General features: G+C 64.1%; 18 protein-coding genes and 1 pseudogene. 14 read left to right on the plus strand and 5 right to left on the minus strand.

Features of this window, described 5'->3' with window-relative positions; translation table 11 throughout:
- Positions 1–67 precede the first annotated feature (67 nt).
- A complete protein-coding gene (locus ABHM97_RS08915; protein WP_349470363.1) occupies positions 68–694 on the minus strand; it encodes an isochorismatase family protein in 627 nt (208 codons plus the stop codon).
- Positions 694–2,022, minus strand: a complete 1,329-nt coding sequence (locus tag ABHM97_RS08920; RefSeq protein WP_349470364.1) for a nicotinate phosphoribosyltransferase — start codon at positions 2,020–2,022, stop codon at positions 694–696. Before ABHM97_RS08920 ends, ABHM97_RS08915 begins: the two co-directional genes overlap by 1 nt.
- Positions 2,023–2,059: 37 nt before the next feature.
- On the opposite strand from ABHM97_RS08920, the gene clpS reads away from it, so the two are divergent.
- The 6 genes from clpS (at position 2,060) to rdgB (ending at position 6,370) form a co-directional block, all read left to right on the plus strand.
- Complete coding sequence (clpS, locus tag ABHM97_RS08925) at positions 2,060–2,422, plus strand: ATP-dependent Clp protease adapter ClpS (RefSeq protein WP_235521586.1); 363 nt, start codon at positions 2,060–2,062, stop codon at positions 2,420–2,422.
- Entirely contained in the window at positions 2,415–2,981 is a 567-nt protein-coding gene (locus tag ABHM97_RS08930; protein WP_349470366.1) for a DUF2017 domain-containing protein, read from the plus strand. The genes clpS and ABHM97_RS08930 overlap by 8 nt, the downstream gene beginning before the upstream one ends.
- A gap of 103 nt (positions 2,982–3,084) precedes the next feature.
- On the plus strand, positions 3,085–4,119 hold the full coding sequence (gene murI / locus ABHM97_RS08935; RefSeq protein ID WP_349470367.1) for a glutamate racemase: 1,035 nt from the start codon (positions 3,085–3,087) through the stop codon (positions 4,117–4,119).
- A complete protein-coding gene (locus ABHM97_RS08940; RefSeq protein ID WP_235521583.1) occupies positions 4,116–4,910 on the plus strand; it encodes an MBL fold metallo-hydrolase in 795 nt (264 codons plus the stop codon). The genes murI and ABHM97_RS08940 overlap by 4 nt, the downstream gene beginning before the upstream one ends.
- A gap of 45 nt (positions 4,911–4,955) precedes the next feature.
- A complete protein-coding gene (rph, locus tag ABHM97_RS08945; protein WP_011775233.1) occupies positions 4,956–5,714 on the plus strand; it encodes a ribonuclease PH in 759 nt (252 codons plus the stop codon).
- Positions 5,711–6,370, plus strand: a complete 660-nt coding sequence (gene rdgB / locus ABHM97_RS08950) for an RdgB/HAM1 family non-canonical purine NTP pyrophosphatase (RefSeq protein WP_235521582.1) — start codon at positions 5,711–5,713, stop codon at positions 6,368–6,370. The genes rph and rdgB overlap by 4 nt, the downstream gene beginning before the upstream one ends.
- An 84-nt stretch (positions 6,371–6,454) precedes the next feature.
- Here the strand turns inward: rdgB and ABHM97_RS08955 are convergent, their stop codons facing one another.
- Positions 6,455–7,216 (minus strand): DedA family protein, encoded by a 762-nt coding sequence (locus tag ABHM97_RS08955; RefSeq protein WP_235521629.1) that lies wholly within the window; start codon positions 7,214–7,216, stop codon positions 6,455–6,457.
- 153 nt (positions 7,217–7,369) lie between these two features.
- Between ABHM97_RS08955 and ABHM97_RS08960 the strand changes: the two genes are divergently transcribed.
- On the plus strand, positions 7,370–8,380 hold the full coding sequence (locus ABHM97_RS08960; RefSeq protein WP_235521581.1) for a 3'-5' exonuclease: 1,011 nt from the start codon (positions 7,370–7,372) through the stop codon (positions 8,378–8,380).
- Positions 8,381–8,446: 66 nt separating this feature from the next.
- A complete protein-coding gene (locus tag ABHM97_RS08965; protein ID WP_235521580.1) occupies positions 8,447–8,998 on the plus strand; it encodes a DUF4395 domain-containing protein in 552 nt (183 codons plus the stop codon).
- Between the two features lie 9 nt (positions 8,999–9,007).
- On the opposite strand, the gene ABHM97_RS08970 is transcribed toward ABHM97_RS08965, so the two are convergent.
- Positions 9,008–10,078 (minus strand): ADP-ribosylglycohydrolase family protein, encoded by a 1,071-nt coding sequence (locus ABHM97_RS08970; protein ID WP_349470368.1) that lies wholly within the window; start codon positions 10,076–10,078, stop codon positions 9,008–9,010.
- An 81-nt stretch (positions 10,079–10,159) separates the two neighbouring features.
- Between ABHM97_RS08970 and ABHM97_RS08975 the strand changes: the two genes are divergently transcribed.
- The 6 genes from ABHM97_RS08975 (at position 10,160) to ABHM97_RS09000 (ending at position 17,741) form a co-directional block, all read left to right on the plus strand.
- Entirely contained in the window at positions 10,160–10,516 is a 357-nt protein-coding gene (locus ABHM97_RS08975) for a YidH family protein (RefSeq protein ID WP_175538584.1), read from the plus strand.
- A gap of 28 nt (positions 10,517–10,544) precedes the next feature.
- Complete coding sequence (locus ABHM97_RS08980) at positions 10,545–10,895, plus strand: DUF202 domain-containing protein (protein ID WP_349470370.1); 351 nt, start codon at positions 10,545–10,547, stop codon at positions 10,893–10,895.
- 153 nt (positions 10,896–11,048) lie between these two features.
- The gene (locus ABHM97_RS08985) at positions 11,049–11,990 is read left to right on the plus strand and encodes an MIP/aquaporin family protein (protein ID WP_349470372.1); all 942 of its coding nucleotides are present in this window, start codon (positions 11,049–11,051) and stop codon (positions 11,988–11,990) included.
- Between the two features lie 71 nt (positions 11,991–12,061).
- Positions 12,062–13,240, plus strand: coding sequence for an exonuclease SbcCD subunit D (locus tag ABHM97_RS08990; protein ID WP_349470373.1), 1,179 nt, complete (start codon positions 12,062–12,064; stop codon positions 13,238–13,240).
- Positions 13,237–16,293 (plus strand): AAA family ATPase, encoded by a 3,057-nt coding sequence (locus ABHM97_RS08995; protein WP_349470375.1) that lies wholly within the window; start codon positions 13,237–13,239, stop codon positions 16,291–16,293. The genes ABHM97_RS08990 and ABHM97_RS08995 overlap by 4 nt, the downstream gene beginning before the upstream one ends.
- A gap of 86 nt (positions 16,294–16,379) precedes the next feature.
- Positions 16,380–17,741: an MFS transporter gene (locus tag ABHM97_RS09000; protein WP_349470376.1), complete on the plus strand. Its 1,362-nt coding sequence runs from the start codon at positions 16,380–16,382 to the stop codon at positions 17,739–17,741.
- 37 nt (positions 17,742–17,778) lie between these two features.
- Here ABHM97_RS09000 and ABHM97_RS09005 read toward each other — a convergent pair.
- Positions 17,779–18,732, minus strand: a pseudogene (locus tag ABHM97_RS09005) (AraC-like ligand-binding domain-containing protein); the annotation flags it as partial.
- Positions 18,733–18,852 lie beyond the last annotated feature (120 nt).

The raw sequence follows: 18,852 nt of genomic DNA on the forward strand, positions 1-18,852 counted from the left end.
CACGTTTCAGCACGTATGCCAAAGGGCGCCGCGGTTGCGGCGCCCTTTGGCATTCATGGCGTCCAGGTCAGTTGTGTTCAACCTCGACGCCGGCTGCTTCCATCTCCTCGAATGCCTCGGTGAGGTCCTCGGCAATGCCGGCCGTGAGGTCCGCGATGACTGTGGTGCTGTATCCGGCCTGGACAGCGTCCAAGGCCGTGGACTTGACGCAGTAGTCGGTCGCAATGCCTACCACCACCACTTCCTCCACGTCGTGGCTCTGCAGCCAGTCGTCCAGGCCGATGGCCTCTTCATCCAGGACTTCGGGCACCGCGGCCCCTGCTTTGAGGTCGCCGGAGGGAACGTCGTCTTCGGGCGCCAGGATGCCTTCGAAGCCGGAGTAGGCAGCGGTGAACTGCCCTTTGCGAAAATAGGCCTGGATGTACTCGGGGTCCAGGTCCTCGTGGAGCTCAGCCCCTTTGGTCCTTGCCCGGCAGTGCGGAGGCCACGAATCGACCATGTCGGGCTCGTCCGAGAAGTGGGCGCCCGGCTCGATGTGCCAGTCCTGGGTTGCAACGATGTGATCGAAGAGATGCTGGTTGGCATCGACGTATTCGGTGATGGCGCCGGCTACGGCTGCGCCTCCCTCAACTGCAAGGGTGCCACCCTCGCAGAAGTCGTTCTGGACATCGACGATGATCAGTGCCCTGGACATCAGTTCTCCTCGTAGACAGTGGGAATGGCGGGCTCGCCACGCTGCAGCCGGTTGACGACGGCGGGTAGCTCAGCCATGGTTGCGGCGTGCCGTTCCTTGGCACGGACGACGCCTTCCGGTCCGGTCCAGCCGGGAAGGACCTCGCCGTTCTTGACGAACTGCTGGAGCAATTGGCGGTCGTTGCCGTCGTCCTCTGGACGGTGGCCGATCCCCACGATTTCGTGGGTTGCCTTGCCGCGTTCGTTGAGCTTGCGAAGGGCGTATTTACGGCCCCCGACGCTGACCTTGTTCTTTGCTGCCTTGGCCACCGGGATGAATTCGCCGTCGTCGTTGGTCCGGCTCACCAGTTTGTAGACCATGCTGGCCGTCGGTGCGCCGGAACCGGTGACCAACGACGTACCCACGCCGTAGGAGTCCACGGGGGCGGACTGCAGGGCCGCGATGGCGAATTCGTCGAGGTCCGAGGTCACCACAATGCGTGTGTTGACGTTGCCCAGGTCATCGAGCAACTGCCGGACCCACTGTGCCTGGGCGACGAGGTCGCCCGAATCCAGGCGCACCGCGCCCAACTTGTCACCGGCGAGGTCGACGGCGGTCCGGACGGCTGCTTCGACGTCGTACGTGTCGACGAGCAGCGAGGTACCCGGGCCAAAAGTTGCAATTTGGGCTTCAAAGGCCTCCCGCTCCGTGTCGTGCAGGAGCGTGAAGGAGTGGGCAGCAGTGCCCACGGTCTTGATGCCGTAGCGGCGTCCGGCTTCCAGGTTGGAGGTGCTGGCAAAGCCGGCAATCACAGCGGCCCTGGCGGCCGCCGTCGCGGATTCCTCCTGGGTGCGCCGGGAGCCCATCTCGATGCACGGGCGGGTGCCGGCGGCAGAGGTCATCCTCGAGGCAGCGGAGGCGATGGCGCTGTCATGGTTCAGGACCGAGAGGATGAACGTTTCCAGGATGCAGGCTTCAGCAAACGTTGATTCGACGATGAGGATGGGGGAGTTGGGGAAGTAGGCGTCGCCTTCGGCGTAGCCCCAGATATCGCCGCTGAACTTGTAATTTGCGAGGTAATCTAGGGTTTCCCGGTTGACCACGTTGTTTTGCTCCAGGAACTCCAGTTCGTCGTTGCCGAACCGGAAGTTGGCGATGCCCTCCAGCAATCGTCCAGTGCCTCCCACCACGCCGTAGCGGCGACCGTCAGGCAGCCGCCGGGCGAAGGCTTCGAACACTGATCGGCGATGCGCGGCCCCGGAGTGCAAGGCTGCCTGAAGCATGGTCAGTTCGTAGTGGTCTGTGTACAAGGAAGTTGCGGGGTGGTCCCACGACGTGGCTCTACTCACGAATTCACTCTAGTGCGAGCCGCCATAGAATGGACAGATGAGCCCTAGCGTTGCGTTTGGCACGGACATCGATGAGCGGACGGAAACTGCGGAGCAGTCGTCCACCGGTGTCCTGACCGCCCCTGATATCCCGTGGAACCTTGTGATCTGGAATGATCCCGTCAACCTGATGAGCTACGTGAGCTACGTGTTCCAGAGTTACTTCGGCTATTCGGAGTCCAAGGCGCACAAACTGATGATGGAGGTCCACAAGAAGGGCCGGTCCATTGTTGCCCACGGCAGCAAGGAACAAGTTGAGCAGCACGCCGTAGCAATGCACGGATTTGGTCTCTGGGCCACCGTGGAAAAGGCCGCGAGCGGCAATGAGACACCCGGAAAGGGCGGCCGCCAGCGTGGCTAAGGCATTCAAGTTTGGACTCAAGGGCATCACCGGATACCTGGAGCCGGCCGAGCGGGACCTCCTGCGCGGATTGTTGGACGACGTCATCTCCATGCTGGACTCCGATGCCCGGGACAATGAGGACCCGCTGGCGGCCTTGATCGGCTTGGATATGGACGTCAAGAAGCCGAGCGACCGTGCCCTTCTGCGGCTCCTGCCCAACGTCCTGAAGGACGACGACGACGGCTCGCTGGAGTTCCGCCAGCTCACCGAACGCTCTGTCCGGGAAAGCAAGGTCGGTGCCCTGCGGGCCACCGCCATGGGACTGGACAAGGACGAACTGGTCCTGAGCCTTGAAGACGCCACCCGCTGGTCCATGGCGCTGAACGATGTGCGGCTCGTCCTGTCTGAACGCCTGGACATCCGCGATGAAGCTGACGCGGAACACATCCACAGCATGCAGGACTGGAGCCAGGCGGAGGACGTTGAGAGCTACTTGGCGTTGGTCTACAACTTCACGACGTGGCTCCAGGAGTCCCTGGTGCAGGCCATGATCTCCGCCAGGCAGGCGAAATCCTGATCCGCCCCGTGGGTTGGTGCTGCCGCCTTGTGACACATCAGACACGAGGCGGAGACCACAGGTAATGGCCGGACGCCATGGGAAGCCTTATTCTCGAATAATTATGACTTCAGCATCGGGCAGTTCACCAAGCGGCGCTTCAGCCAGTGGCGGCCACCTCAGTGACGGGGAAATCGTGGGGGCGCGCCCGATCGGTATTTTCGACTCGGGAGTTGGCGGGCTGACGGTAGCTCGGTCCATCATTGACCAGCTCCCCAATGAGTCGATCCTCTATGTGGGGGACACCGCCAACGGCCCCTACGGCCCGCTTCCGATAGCCGAAGTGCGGGCCAACGCCCTGGGCGTCATGGACGAGCTGGTGGACTCCGGCGTCAAGTTGCTCACCATTGCGTGCAATTCCGCGTCGGCTGCCGTGCTCCGGGATGCCCGTGAACGCTACACGGCCCGCTACGGTATTCCTGTTATCGAGGTCATCCAGCCGGCCGTCCGCCGCGCCGTTTCAGCCACACGCTCCGGCAGGATCGGCGTTATTGGCACCTCCGCTACGGTTGGTTCCCGGGCCTACGAGGACACGTTCGCTGCTGCACCGGACCTGACCATCACGTCCGCGGCCTGCCCGGCATTCGTTGAATTCGTGGAAGCCGGAATCACCACCGGCCCGGATCTTCTGTCGGCTGCCAACGAGTATCTGCAGCCGCTCAAAGCCGCCGACGTGGACACCGTTGTCCTGGGGTGCACGCACTACCCCCTGCTGACCGGGGTCATCTCGTTCGTCATGGGCGAAGACGTGACGCTCGTTTCCAGCGCCGAAGAGACGGCCAAGGATGTCTACCGTGCGTTGGCCAACCACGGTATCCAACGGACGGAGCCTGCAGCGCCCAGCCACGAGTTCATCGCCACGGGGGATGCGGCACATTTCGAAACCCTGGCCCGCCGCTTCCTGGGACCCGAGGTTCTTTCCGTCAAGCACGTTGACCATGTGGCTGCCCAGTACCCCACGGGGAGCCTGGCCCGGATTACCCCCGAGATGCTGGAAGCTGCCCGATCGGGATCCGGGTTGTCGCGACGTTCCTACTTCGTCCAGCCAGAGGGCAACGCTGCCTTCGGCTCGGCTGCGGCCATGGGACGTGGCCTGTGAAGTTGACGATCGTGGGGTGCACCGGATCTTTCCCGGGCCCCGGTTCGCCCGCGTCCTGTTACCTGGTGACGGCTCACGATGGCGAACGTGAGTGGAAAATTGTCATGGACCTCGGCAGTGGAGCCCTGGGCGCGATCCAGCGCTACACGGACCTTGAGGATATTGACGCGATTTTCCTGACCCACCTGCACCCGGACCACTGCATGGACCTTTGCGGCCTGCATGTCGCCGTCCGCTGGAAGCCAGGCGGTTGGGGTCGTGACAGGCTTCCGGTGTGGGGGCCTGCAGCTACCGCGGACCGGATGGCGACAGCCTATGGGCTGGACCTGGACCCTGGGATGCACGAGGAGTTTGACTTCACCAACTGGGCCGAACAAAAGCCCGTAACTGTGGGGCCCTTCACCGTCACGCCCTATTCCGTCAACCACCCGGTTGAAGAGGCATACGCCTTGCGTGTTACCGCTACGGAACCGGGCAAGGACGGCATTCCGGTTACCAAGGTCCTGACGTACTCCGGGGACACTGATTCCTGCCAGGGGCTCGAGGACGCTGCCAAGGGTTCGGATCTGTTTCTCTGTGAGGCGGCCTTCGAGGAGGGCCGCGACGACGACATCAAGGATGTCCACCTCACAGGCAAGCGGGCAGGCGAGGCCGCCGCCAACGCAGGGGCCAAACGGCTGCTGTTGACGCACATTCCCGTGTGGACCTCGCAGACCAAAGTACTCTCGGAGGCCAAGCCGGTATTCGGAGACGTGGCTGTGGCTGTCGCAGGGGTTCACTACACCATCTAGGTGGGCCGTCGTCGGGGGCCTGGTCGGCTTGGCTAAGCTTGGACCATGACTTCTGAAGCAACAGCCACACCCGTCATCCGCGCCGATGGCCGGACCCCCGACCAACTGCGCCCCATCAGCATCACCCGCGGCTGGTCCAAGCAGGCCGAGGGATCGGCGCTGATCGAGTTCGGCAACACCCGGGTCCTGTGCACCGCTTCGCTCACTGAGGGCGTGCCGCGCTGGCTCAAAGGAGAAGGCCGTGGCTGGGTTACGGCCGAGTACGCCATGCTTCCCCGTGCCACCAACACCCGATCCGACCGCGAGTCCGTGAAGGGCAAGATTGGTGGACGCACCCACGAGATCTCGCGCCTCATCGGCCGTTCGCTGCGCTCCATCATCGACACCAAGGCCCTGGGCGAGAACACTATCGTCCTGGACTGCGACGTCCTCCAGGCCGACGGCGGTACCCGTACGGCTGCGATCACCGGCGCCTACGTGGCCCTCGCGGAAGCCATCCGCTTCGCCCGGGAGAACAAGCTCATTGCCCGCAACGCCGAGCCCCTGGTGGACACCATCGCGGCCGTTTCTGTCGGCATCATCGACGGCGTCCCCATGCTGGACCTGCCCTACGTTGAAGACGTCCGCGCTGAGACCGACATGAATGTGGTGGTGACCGGTTCCGGCAAATTCGTTGAAGTGCAGGGCACCGCTGAGGGCGCACCTTTCGATCGCGACGAACTCAACGCCCTCCTGGACCTCGCCCTGCTGGGCACCACGCAGCTCTCGGCCATCCAGCGTGAAACGCTGGCGGAGGCTCCGTGAGCGCCGTAGAGCCAGGCGGACCCCGGCTGGTGCTAGCCACCCACAACAAGGGCAAACTGAAGGAACTGCGCGAACTCCTTCGGGGCCAGGTGCCAGGGCTCGACGTCGACACCCAGGTGGTGGACGCCGCTGCGGCGGGTGCCCCGGACGTCGCCGAAACAGGTGTCACCTTTGCGGAGAACTCCCTGTTGAAGGCCCGCGCGGTGGCGGAAGCGACCGGCCTGGTGGCCATTGCCGATGATTCCGGCCTGGCAGTGGACGTACTGGGCGGCGCCCCCGGGATCTTCTCTGCACGCTGGTCTGGGCGGCACGGCGATGACATTGCCAACCTGAACCTGTTGTTGGCGCAGCTCTCGGACGTTCCCGATTCCTTCCGTGGTGCGGCCTTTGTCTGCGCTGCTGCGTTGGCGGTACCCGGCGCGGAGGGAATCGACCACGAAACCGTGGAGTACGGCCAGCTTGAGGGCACGCTGCTGCGGGAACCCCGGGGCCAGGGCGGATTCGGTTACGACCCCGTGCTGCAACCCGCCGGAATGGACCGCAGCTGCGCCGAACTCAGCTCCGAGGAAAAGAACGCCATCAGCCACCGGGGCCAGGCGTTCCGGGCATTGCTGCCTGCCATCGTGGACGCATTGTCGGAGCCGCAACTGAAGTAAGCCTGTACACACGAAAACGAATGGCACCCCGCGCGGCGGGGTGCCATTCGTTTTTTGCTTGCTTGAGCGGAACGCCGGGCGGCCTTACAGCTCGCCGGTCTTGCCGCCGTCGTGCTCGTCGATGAATTCCTCCACCGGATCGGTACCCTGGGCGGCCGCCTTGCGTTTGGCGACGAATCCGCGGCCCACCTCGATCAGGATCGGAATCACGGAGATCAGGACGATGACTATGAAGATAATGTCGATGTTCTTGCCGACCCACTCGAACTGGCCAAGCCATGCACCGAGCAGGGTAACTCCGCCACCCCACAGGACGGCGCCAATGACGTTGAAGAGGAAGAACTTGCGCTTGTCCATCTGGGCCACGCCCACGATGACCGGCACGAAGGTGCGGATAATCGGCACGAACCTGGCCAGGATCAACGCCTTGCCGCCGTGCTTCTCGAAGAATGCGTGGGCGCTTTCGACGTTTTCCCTCTTGAACAGCCTGGAATCGGGCTTGTTGAAGATCGCGGGGCCGGCTTTCGCTCCGATGAGGTAGCCGGTCTGGTTACCCAGGATGGCCGCGACGATGATCAGGCCACACATGCCCCACAGGTTGAACTCAATGGCGCCTGTGGACACCAGCAACCCGGCTGTGAAGAGCATGGAGTCGCCGGGCAGGAAGAAGCCCACCAGCAACCCGGTCTCGGCGAAGACGATGGCGCAGACCAGCAGAACCACCCAGGGTCCCAGCGGTGAATCGCGCAGGAAAACGTCGGGGTTCAACCAGTCCGGCAGGAACGACGCCATGGCCGGCTGCACTGGGCCCGCGCCCCCGAAAGTGGATACGGCCATATCGCTTATCGCAGAAAAGATCACCCATTAAGCCTACTTGAAGCCAGTCCGCGGAAATTTCCGTAGGCAGGAACGGCTGCATGTCACCACAATCACCCATGCAATGGCCGCCCCGCCGTCCAAATCGGCGGGGGCGGACTTTTCCCGCTGTAATCTTGACCAGTGGCATTGGACTTTACGGCGATCGACTTTGAAACAGCCAACGGCTTCAGGGGCTCCCCGTGTTCAGTTGGACTCAGTAAGGTCCGCAACGGAGTTGTGGTGGAAGAAGCCTCATGGCTGATGCGCCCTCCGGAGAACCACGATCATTTCGAGTTCCACAACACGCGGATCCACGGTATCCGTGCTGAAGACGTCGCCGGGCGCCCACGGTTCGGGGACCTCTTTCCCGAAATTGGGGCATTCATCGGTGGGGACGTACTTGCCGCCCACAACGCGGCCTTTGACCTCGGTGTGATCCGCTCGGGCTTGGAGGTCTCCGGGCTGCCCGGGCCCGCCTACCACTACGTCTGCACCGTCATGCTGTCGCGTCGATGCTATTCCCTGGTGTCCAATTCCCTGCCGTACGCGGCAGAGGAAGCCGGGGTCCCCCTGGTAAACCACCACGACGCAGCCGAGGACGCCCGCGCGTGCGCCGGCATCCTGGTGGACATTGCCCGGCGCAACAATGCCAACAGCATCGCCGAACTCTATCTTTCCCTGGGCCTGAACCTGCCCCATCAACCGGCTTTCGATCCCGCGTTGGGCTTATCAAAAGCCACAGTCTCGGCGTTGGCCGCCAAGAACGGCAGTTCCCTGGAACGTGCTCTGGAAGGGGCCCTGGGCGGTCCAAGCGGCTGGTCGGCATGGCCGGAGGAGGGTCCCAACCCGCTGCCCAACCCCGCGGCCGAGCCGGGACACCCCCTTTTCGGCCAAACAGTGGTTTTCACCGGTGATCTTGCCATTACACGGCCGGAAGCCAAGTCCCGGGCCGCAGACATGGGGGCCCGCCCCGAAAGCCGTGTGACTGCCCGGACCACGGTGCTCATTGTCGGAGACGGTTTCGTTGCCGGGGACCTCCGCGCCGGCCGGCTCACGGGCAAGGCAAAGCGGGTCCTTGAACTCCACGCCAAGGGCCAACAGATCGAGGTAGTCTCCGAGGGCGAGTTCCTGCAGATGGTGGGCGGAGCCTGACCGCCAAACGGTCACACTGCGCAACATTGCTTCCCGCCGCTCCGGCAGCGCTCCTAGCCTTGGGTCATGACCAAACCAAGCTTTGCCCAAGCGCCGGCCCGCCAAGCAGCGGACACTTCCGTTGCCGGCCGAATTGATTGGCGTGCCGTGTTTGCCTTTCCCAATCCCGTCAACGAGTACGCCGCCCGGATTACGGCTGGGCTTGTTGTGGTGCTCGCTGTCGTGACGTTGGTGACCGGCTGGGGCTGGGGGTTGGTTGCCCTCGCCGCAGGTTTCTGGCTCCGCGTGCTTTTTGGTCCGCGGATTTCCCCGTTGGCCCTGTTGTCCGTCAAGGTCCTGGCTCCGCGGATTGGTCATGCCAAGCTGGTTGCCGGTCCTCCCAAGAGGTTCGCCCAAGGCATCGGGGCCGCCTTGACCAGTGCCGCCGTCGTGCTGTTCTTCACTGGCTTCCAGCCGGCTGCATGGATTCTGCTTGCTCTGCTGATCGTTGCGGCCTCGCTGGAGGCATTCGCCGGTTTCTGCCTGGGGTGTGCAATCTTCGGTTTCCTGCAGCGCCGCGGCCTCATTCCGGAGGACGTGTGCGAGGCCTGCAACAACATCACGCTTCGCAGAACCTAGCCCCGGCCTTCAGCCGGTGGTGACGGCCAGGAGACGGTCGGCCATTCCGCGGATGACCTCCGGTGCTTCCAAAGCCTCCAGCCAATCCGCGGGAAGGCACTTCTCGCCGTAGTATGCGCCGAGGATATTGCCCGCGATCGACCCGGTTGAGTCACTGTCACCGCTGTGATTGATGGCGACGGCGATTGCGTTGCGGAAATGTTCTGCCGGTTCACTGCCACCCGTGGACAGGACGGCGTACAGCCCGACGGCGAGTGCTTCCTCAGCCACCCATCCCTCACCGAGTGCCGCGGTCAGTTCCTCGGGACCCAGCGTGGTGGATTCCGCGGACAGTTGCAGGGCTGCATCCAGCCTTTCGCCGAGCTCCGGTGCCTTTGTGGGAACGGCGCTGACGTACTCAAGGGCGTCGACGGCGGCAGTACGGATGTCGTTGCCTGCGACGATGTTGTGGATCAGCAGGCTGAAGGCGGCCGCACTGAGCCGTGCCGAGGGGTGTCCGTGGGTCAACGAGGCGGCGTCGGAGCTGAGCTTGTAGACCGCTTCACGGGAGATGTGGGGGATGAGCCCGAACGGGGCTGAGCGCATCACTGTGCCGCATCCTTTGGAGTCCGGGTTGACGGGCCGGGCTACTGTTCCCATGTCGCCGGTCGCCAAGCCGCTGAGGCAGGCGTTGCCGGGCGCGCGGCGATGCTTCAGCACGTCCTGGGAGTCAATCCACCGGGGCTGCGGCGCTGGAGCGGAGGACGAAACGGCGACATCCTGGGTCGCAAGCCAACGCAGGTAGGCGAGCCAGAGGCAGGCAATCTCGTCCGCAGCTACACCGTCGTTCGCCCATTCGAGGGCTTCTACGAGCCCGTCAACCGTATACAGCGTCATCTGGGTGTCGTCCGAAAAGTGGCTGCCGCCGTCGAGCTGGGCAAACGAGGTCAGGCCGGCGGGCCCGAACCGTGCGCGAATGGCGGCAAGGGAATCGAACTCCACCTCGTAGCCCAGGGAATCACCCAGCGCCCCTCCCAAAAGTGACCCGTAAACCCGGGATTCGAAGGACGGAACGGCGGGGGAGGAAGCGTCAACACTCATGCCAGTAACTTACCGTGCCCGCAGGCCCCCGCTGATATGGTGGGGAAGCTGCCGGCACCGATAAAACCCTGGAGAGACAACGTGCGTGAACCTGCTTGGCGACGGACGGGCAAGACACCTGACTACCGGTTTTCGCTGGCCAACGAACGTACCTTCCTGGCATGGATCCGTACATCCCTGGCGCTGCTCGCGGGCGCGGTTGCGGTTGACCAACTGGCCCCCAACATCGCCCCTACGCCGGTGCGCTTGGTTCTGTGTGTACTGTTGGCGCTTGTCGGGGCCGGGCTGGCCGCCTTGTCGTATCGTCGCTGGGGTCAGATGGAAGCCGCGATGCGCAATGACCAGGCCCTCCCTTTCTCCCGGGTGATGTTGTTCATGACCATCGTGGTGGCCGTAGCCGCCTTCGCCTTCGCCGTGTTGATCCTCGTGGCGCGTTGAGTATGGTCGCATTGAACAGGGCAGAACCGTGAGCGTGGAAGTCCGGGATCCTGGCCTGCAACCCGAACGAACCACCTTGGCATGGCGACGCACACTGATTTCGCTGGTGGTGGTGGACCTTTTCATCTGGCGAAGCTGGCTGACATCGGAGCCCGCCGCCGGCAACGTCGTCGCCCGCCTGCCAGGGCTGGACTACCAAGGGCTTTGCGCTCTCATGGCCGCAGCGGCCACGGTAGTCCTCGCCGCAGTGGTGTGGGTTCGCTCACGCCAGCTCCAGGCTGGCAGCCAGGCGGCATCGGCACGGTTGGTCCTGGTCAGCACGCTGGCGGTGATGGGCCTCGGGGGCACCGCCATCGCAGCGATAGCCCTGGGCAGATAAGCTCGGAGGCGGGATTCAGCAACTGCCCAGATTCGGCTGGCAAAATGCTCAAGGACTCCGGACGATCCGGGCGAACCATGGGCACGCCACCGTGCAGCGCGATCCGCGGCAGGCCACACCGGCTTGCACACCAACCGTAAGGACAACTTCGTCATGACCTCTCCTGTGCACGCCACCTCCGATCCCCAGCCGGGACTCATCGCCAGGCTGTCGGCTGAAGCTTTGGGCTCCATGTTCGTCGTGCTGGTTGCGGTCGGTGTCTCGATTTTCTCCAACCCTTCCGGTGCCCCGCTGCCTGCAGCACTGGCAACCGGCCTGACGGTTACCGTGGCGATGCTGGCTTTCGGGTACGTTTCCGGCGGCCACTTCAACCCGGTGATCACCTTGGGCAATCTGATTGCGGGCCGCATCCGCGCCGTGGCCGCGATCGCATACATCGTGGCCCAGGTGATTGGCAGCGTCGTGGGTGCCGCCCTTGCATACTGCGTGGTGCTGACAGTTCCCGTGCTGACGGACGCCCGTGGAGCCTTCGGCTCTGTGGCTGCCGGTTATGGCGAACACGCCGCTGCACAAACCCAGATGGCCGGGGTCCTGCTTGTAGAGGTTATCGGTTCGGCACTGCTGGTCGCCGTGTTCCTTGGCGCTACTTCGGGCCGCCGCGCACTGCCTGTAGTGGCACCTTTCGCAGTAGGCCTTGCCACTGCGGTCCTGCTCCAGTTCGGACAGGTCCTGGGCAACCTTCCGTTCAACCCTGCACGCGCCACGGGGCAGGCGTTCTTCAGCCCGTCCTGGGCCTTGGATGGTTTGTGGCTCTTCTGGGTGGCTCCCTTGATGGGTGCCGCGCTCGCAGGTCTGGCATTCAGGGGCTTCCAGGGTTTCTCTGCCGGCAACCGGGGTGCCGAGGCAAGCTCCGTGCTGGCGGATGGCGGGGTCAACGATTCCTTCGACGCTGAGGCCGACCCCACCGAGGACGTTGCAGTGACCCGTGATGCGAAGGGCAGCGAGGATGAAGGCAGCACACCGGTCCGTCCGGCTCCTGCTGCTCCCGCCGCCGACGATGACGCACGCGACTTTTTCGAGGGCAAGAAAGGCTAGCGGCCGGACAGGATCGACGGCGGTCGGCTCGCCTCCGCTTTAATGTCGGTGCTCCCGGATAACTTGAGAATATGCGGTTACTCCATACTTCCGATTGGCATCTTGGCCGGTCTTTCCACGGCGTTGGCATGCTTGAAGCCCAGCGCAACTTCGTGGACCAGCTGGTGTCTTTCGTCGAAGCCAGGTCCGTTGACGTTGTCCTGATTGCCGGTGACGTCTATGACCGCGCGCTGCCTGGATTGGATGTCGTCAAGCTGCTTGATGAGGCTTTGGTGCGCATTACCCAGGCGGGGGCCAAGGTTGTGCTGACCAGCGGCAACCACGACTCCGCGATCAGGCTGGGCTTCGCCTCAAGGTTGTTGGAACGTGGGGGAGTGCATTTGCGGACCCGGATCGAGGACCTGGACGTACCTGTCATGTTGCCTGCAGGTCCGGACGGCCAAGGAAACCCTGCGACAGTGGCCATTTACGGCATTCCGTTCCTTGAACCGCGGCTCGTGGCTGAGCGGTTGGAGGCCCCCAGCGCCACCCACTTCGAGGTCACGCTCGCTGCGGTGGAGCGCATCAAGGCCGACGTTGCACAACGCCGCGTTTCCGGGCCTGTTCATCCGGTGGTGCTGGCCCATACTTTCGCCAGCGGCGGTATCACCTCGGAGAGTGAGCGGGACCTGAGTATCGGCGGCCTGGGCGCGGTCCCGCTGGATCTCTTCGAGGACTTTTCGTATACCGCGCTCGGTCATCTCCATGGCCGCCAGGAGCTGGCACCCCACATCCGTTACTCCGGTTCACCCTTGGCCTACTCGTTCTCGGAGGCCAGGCACCACAAAGGCGCCTGGCTGGTGGAGATCGGTGCCGATGGCGTGCCGGACATCCAGGAAGTCCTATGGGAGGCCCCCCGGACACTCGCCGTGTTGAGGGGAAAGCTCGAAGACCTGCTGGGGTCCGCGGAGCATGCGTGGGCGGAAGCTGCGTACTGCCACATCACGTTGACGGACGCCCAGCGGCCCGCCCAAGCCATGGAGACGCTGCGCAGCCGTTTTCCAGACACCCTGGTCCTGGCATTCGACCCCGAAGGCGCCGAAGCCCGGTCCAAGACCAGCTACAGCACCCGGCTTGCCGAGGCTGAGGACGACCTCGGAGTATGTTGCGGCTTCCTGGACCATGTCCGCGGCCGTACCGCAGGCGAGGCCGAAGAAACTGCGCTGCGGGAAGCCCTTGAGGCCGTTCGGTTGGAGGAAGCGGAGCTGTGAGAATCCACCGCCTGGACATCGAAGCGTTCGGTCCTTTTGCGACCCCGCAACACATCGACTTCGACCAGTTGAGCTCCCAAGGACTCTTCCTGCTCAATGGCCCCACAGGAGCCGGCAAGACGAGCATCCTGGATGCCATCTGTTTCGCCCTGTACGGATCTGTGCCCGGCGCCCGCCAGGAAGGTAAGCGGCTTCGCAGCGACCACGCGGCACCGGGGGCCGAACCGCGCGTGGTCTGCGAATTCACAGCCCGTGGCAGGCGTTTCGAGGTAAGCCGTTCTCCGGCATGGGAACGACCCAGCGCCCGTGGCCGCAAGGGGTACACAACCCAGCAGGCCAAGACGCTTCTCCGGGAACGCATCGGGGGCACGTGGGAGGAAAAGTCATCCAGGAATGACGAGGTAGGTGCCGAGCTCTCCGACGTCCTGGGGATGGACCGGGACCAGTTCACCCGTGTAGTGATGCTCCCCCAAGGGGACTTTGCAGCCTTCTTGAGGTCAAAGGCCGGCGACCGCCTGGACCTCCTCCAGAAACTCTTCGGCACTCAGCGGTTCGAGGCCGTCGAACAGCAACTCGCCCAGCAAGCGGCGGCAGCAGCCAAAGAGGTTGGGGAGAACGCATCGGGGCTCCAGATGCTGCTGGACAGGATTGCCTCAGAACAGGCACAGTTGGGTGTTTCCGGCGCCACGGGGGAGGATGCACCGGGTGACCACGACGGGCCTGTCCTTACCGCTGGAGAGACACCCCAGGCGGACAACGAGGACCCTGAGGCTTGGCTCCAAGCTGTCGAAGAAGACGTTGAGGCCGAACGGAAACGCCGGGAGGCCGCCGCCACCGAAGCGGAAACGCGATCCGTCCGGTACGCCGAGGAATTCAAGGAAGGCGAGGAGAAGTCACTGCGGCATGCCCGCCTCGCTGCCGCCTTGCAGCGGAAGATCGTGGCTGAATTGGCGGCACCCCGGGCGCTTGAGAACAGGGAAGCGCTGGCAAAGCACCGTCGTGCTGCCGTTCTCAGCGGCCAGCTCGACGCTGTTGGATCTGCGATCCGAAAGGTCGATGCCGCTGTTGAACGGGTGGCAAAGGCTCGCGGCAAACTGGCTGCGGCGGGCGTCGCGACCGAAGATCCCACAGTGGCCCTGGATAAAGCGAAGGCGTCGCACGCGGTACTCCAGGCCCGGCTGCCGGACGAGCAACGCATGGAGGAAATCGCCGGACGCCTCGCTGCCAAGGGGACTGAAAAGACAACCCATCTGGCTGCGGCGTCCAAGGCAACGTCCTTGCTGGCTCAATTACGCGAAGAAGCCTCTGCGTTGGAGTCTAGGATTGAGCCGCTGGAACCTCTCGCTGCCCACCTCGCAGACCGGGAACGGGATGCCGCGTCAGCAGCCGAATTGGTAGGCATCGTAGCCCGCTATTCCACCGCAGCCCACGAACTCGACACCCTCAACGGCCAACACCTCCAAGCACGGTCAGCGTCGCAGGATCTTCGTCAGCGCTGGCTTGATCTCCGCGAGCTCCGCCTCGCCAACGCCGCAGGGGAGCTTGCCGCGGCGTTGGAGAACGGGAAGCCGTGCGCCGTCTGCGGCAGTGCGGACCATCCGCAGCCTGCAGCAGCTGCGCGCTCGGCCCTGTCTCTGGCCCAGGACGAGGAAGAAGCCAGGCAGCTTTTTGAGGCCAGCGAGAAAGCCCTGGCAGAGTTGGCCGGGCACGTTTCCGCTGCGGCCCAGATAGTCGCCGGCTTGGCGGCCCAAGGCGGTTCACTTGACCTCTCCGAGGCTAAGGCAAGTCTCGTGGCGGCTGAGGCTGCTGCGCTGGAAGCCCGGAAGGCGTCCATCCTGCTGGCGGAGCTGCAGGGCGAGCATGAGGCCCTCAGTAAACGAGTGGCCCAGGTGCAAGAAGAACACTCCGCGTCAGTCGGTGCGGCAGCGCAGGCGGCCTCGAGTGTCCAGCTTCTTCAGGAGCAATACGATGCCCTGACAGCCGAGCTGGCAGGTCTAAGGGGGGATTTCCCCAGCCTGCGTGAACGTCTGGAAGCGCTGTCCAGGGAAAGTGCCCTCCTCCAGGAGGCTGTCGAAGGGGATCAGGAGCTGGAGGGTGCCCGGCGTGTCATGAGCGAGGCCGCAACCGCTCTGGAACGCGCGCTGCCCGAATCAGGGTTTGCCTCCGCTGAAGAAGCCCGTCGTGAGTTGTTGTCCCCTGCCGACGTCGTTGGACTTGAGCAGGACCTCGCCGATTTCGACGCCGAAACAGCGAAGCTGGACGAGCTGTTTGCCAGCGAAGAACTGGTCCTGGCCGGCAAGGAAGCCAGCATCGGCGAACTGCCCATGCCTGAATCCGAACGCGCGGAAACACGGCTCCGTGCTGCCAAGGCCGCAGAGGATGCACGGTCTGCTGCCCTGGCTGCAGGGCTCGCGGGCAAGTCGGTTGAGGCCATTCGCCGCTATCGGGCGGAATACCGTTCCCTTGCCCAGGCCGCTGAAGAACCGCGCAGGAAGGCCCGGGTGCTTGCCGGGCTGGCTGAAACAGTGCGGGGAGCCGGGGACAACAGTTACCGGATGAGCTTGAACACCTATGTTCTTGCTGCTCGTTTGGAGCAGGTGGCCGCCGCCGCCTCCGAAAGGCTCGTTGCCATGAGCGATGGCCGCTATACCTTGCAGCACACCGATGCCAAGGCTGCGCGGGGCGCGAAGTCCGGCCTTGGATTGGAAGTAGTCGACGAATGGACCGGCCAACATCGTGACACGTCCACGCTTTCGGGCGGTGAATCCTTCATGGCCTCCTTGTCGCTTGCCTTGGGACTCGCGGATGTCGTCCAGCATGAGGCAGGTGGAGTGGACATTGAAACGCTTTTCGTCGACGAAGGCTTCGGCAGCCTCGACGAGCAAGCGCTCGAGCAGGTCATGGACGCTTTGGAGGGACTACGCGACGGCGGCCGGGTCGTCGGACTGGTCAGCCACGTTGCGGAGATGAAGCAGCGCATCACCAGCCAGCTCCAGGTGGTCAAGGGGCGCCATGGTTCCAGCGTGCGGATCGCCGAGGTAGTTCCCACATGACCCATATCCGATAGACTTAACCCGTTACACCGGGTCGCGCGCATCGGGAGGAGGGACGATGCGCACCTTTTAGCGAACCCGGATTAATGGAAAAATCTTCTGTGGCCTCCGAGCCCTTGTCATTGGCGCCAGCACGTCCCTCACGCCTGCCAGGCCGTTTCGCCCGGCTTCCCGAACTGGCTGGACCCGGCTTCCTGCCTTTGGGTCTTTTCGCCCGGCTCCCCTTGGCCATGCTTACCGTGGGTACCTTGACCTTGGTGACAGCCGTCAGCCATTCGTACGCGATCGGCGGGATGGCAGCCGGAGCCGTAGGCATCGGCTCTGCACTGGGTGCTCCGGTCCTGGGCTCCCTGGCTGACCGCGCTGGCCAACGCATCGTGCTTGTCGTTGCGGCCATCGTCAACACCTTGGCCGTTGCCGGACTGCTTGCCGCGGCCTACTTCACTCCCGGCTACGAATCGGCGGCTGACGCGATCGCCGTCCTTGTCGCCGCGTTCCTGGCCGGGGCGAGCTGTCCCCAGGTAGGTCCCATGGCAAGGGTCCGCTGGATGGCGCTGACCACACGCAACCTGTCGCCCGCGGCAGGCAGCGGGGGCAGGAGCGTCGCGGCCAACCGGGCCGACCTGGATACCGCCCTCTCCTATGAGGGCACCGCGGACGAAATCACTTTCGTCCTTGGTCCCGCCTTGGTGGGCGTCCTGGCGAGCATCGTAGCCCCCTGGCTGCCCCTTGCCCTGGCTGCTGTCATGACCATCACCCTCGTTCCTGCTTTTGCCGTCCATCCCAGCCAACAAGCTGTGGTGCCGGCCCCACGAAAGGCGCGTACCGGCGTCGTGCCCGCCGCAGGGCAACACGACGGAGCGAAACCACAGCGCCGTCAACGCTGGGCCGGTGCCGTGGTTGCGGTTCCCGTGCTGGCCATGATCTGCATGGGCACCTTCTTTGGTGCGACCCAAAACGCTTTGAGCGCCTTCTCGGCCCAGTATGCAACAGCCGAAATCGCCGGTCTCTTGTACGCCGTCATGGGGCTGAGCTCAGCGGTTGCGGCGTTGTCTGTCGCTTTCTGGCCGCAGCGCTTCAGCCTGGCTGCCCGCTGGGTAGCCGCTGCCCTGTCGATGTCGGTGTTGTCGTTGCTGTTGCTGCTCCCCGCCGGAATTTGGCCCATGGTCGTCGTGTTGCTGGTCCTTGGAATTCCTGTGGGACCGGTTATGGTCACGGTCTTCAGTATCGGTGGCGTGGTGGCGCCTGCCGGCCGGATGGCAACCGTGATGACGGCGCTGGCCAGCGGGATCGTGGCGGGTACCGCCTTGGGCTCCTACTTGGCCGGGCAATTGGCCCAAACCCAGGGCTACGGGGCGGCGTTCGTGGTTTCCATGGGCGCAGCAGCAGGTCTTTTCATGCTGGGCGTCGTCACGTTCCTGGTGATGAAGCGTCGGCCCCAGGGCTGACCTGCCAAGCCCCGACGTTGGGGCTGGTCACGGCTCCGGCATTGCGGTATCCGGTGGGCGAGTTGCCGAAAGCGGCCCTGAAGATGCGGCTGAAATGGGCGGCGTCGGTGAACCCCCACCGCGCTGCGATGGCTGTGACGGGGCGTTCTGCCAGTACCGGATCCATCAGGTCCCGGCGGCACCGCTCAAGACGCCGTTGCCGGATCGACGAAGCCACCGTAGTGCCGATCTCCTGGAAAAGATCGTGCAGGTGGCGGGTGGAGATGTAGTGGGCGGCGGCGATGGTTCCGGGGGAGAGGCCGGGATCACCGAGGTTGGCTTCGATGTAGTCGTGGATCCGGCCCAGCAACAGCAGGTGGGGATCGCGGCCCGTCTCGATCATTTGGTCGAGTTCGCCGTTAAAGAGCGTTGTCACCAGGTCCAGGGCATTGCGGACCAACCGCAGGCCGTTGGTGCCGGACAGGGCTTCAAGGTTGTCGGCCAGTTTCACCAGGAAGGGGCTGATGAGTTCGCCGAGCCCCTCGTCACCGGGAATCCGCAAAGCTGTCACATGGCCCATGGCTTCGGCCGGCAAGTCCAGCAGGACGTGAGGGAACATCAGCACCAAAGTGCGGAAGTCGTCGTCGAACGTTAGCTGGTACGGGCGTGAGGTGTCGTAAATGGAGAGGTCGCCGGGGCGCAACACGGCTTCGCGTTCGTCCTGCACCAGGCGACCGGACCCACTGAGCTGGATGCTGAGTTTGAAGAAGCGGCCGGTGGACTTGGCTATCAGCTCAGGAGTGCGGAGGACAGCATGGGGTCCGGCGGTGACTTCAACTACGGAGATCTGGCCAAGGACACGTGCCCGCATGGTTCCGTGGAAGGCTGAGTTGCGTGGGCCTTGGGCCAGCAACGGTACGAAGGAGGCGGAGATTGCCCTGCTCCACTCCTGGAACGACTCCGCCACGATGGTTTCCACGGTTGCGGGGCCGGTTTCGGCCGCGACGGTCATCAAACTCCCTTTCAGAGGCCTGCGGTGCCGCTGCGGGTGGGCCGGGGGGCCGGCACTGCGGGACGTGAGCTTGCCCACGATTCTACACCGGGGACCATGTGGCACTGTGCCTGCGTCCAG

This window comes from Paenarthrobacter sp. CAP02 (genome assembly GCF_040137855.1).
In the GTDB taxonomy this organism is placed as follows: Bacteria; Actinomycetota; Actinomycetes; order Actinomycetales; family Micrococcaceae; genus Arthrobacter.

What these genes read in the sequence shown, in the direction of transcription:
- ABHM97_RS08915 (WP_349470363.1), bottom strand. Translation starts at nt 694, where the DNA reads ATGTCCAGGGCACTGATCATCGTCGATGTCCAGAACGACTTCTGCGAG.
- clpS (WP_235521586.1), top strand. Translation starts at nt 2,060, where the DNA reads ATGAGCCCTAGCGTTGCGTTTGGCACGGACATCGATGAGCGGACGGAA.
- murI (WP_349470367.1), top strand. Translation starts at nt 3,085, where the DNA reads ATGACTTCAGCATCGGGCAGTTCACCAAGCGGCGCTTCAGCCAGTGGC.
- rph (WP_011775233.1), top strand. Translation starts at nt 4,956, where the DNA reads ATGACTTCTGAAGCAACAGCCACACCCGTCATCCGCGCCGATGGCCGG.
- ABHM97_RS08965 (WP_235521580.1), top strand. Translation starts at nt 8,447, where the DNA reads ATGACCAAACCAAGCTTTGCCCAAGCGCCGGCCCGCCAAGCAGCGGAC.
- ABHM97_RS08970 (WP_349470368.1), bottom strand. Translation starts at nt 10,078, where the DNA reads ATGAGTGTTGACGCTTCCTCCCCCGCCGTTCCGTCCTTCGAATCCCGG.
- ABHM97_RS08985 (WP_349470372.1), top strand. Translation starts at nt 11,049, where the DNA reads ATGACCTCTCCTGTGCACGCCACCTCCGATCCCCAGCCGGGACTCATC.
- ABHM97_RS08990 (WP_349470373.1), top strand. Translation starts at nt 12,062, where the DNA reads ATGCGGTTACTCCATACTTCCGATTGGCATCTTGGCCGGTCTTTCCAC.
- ABHM97_RS09000 (WP_349470376.1), top strand. Translation starts at nt 16,380, where the DNA reads ATGGAAAAATCTTCTGTGGCCTCCGAGCCCTTGTCATTGGCGCCAGCA.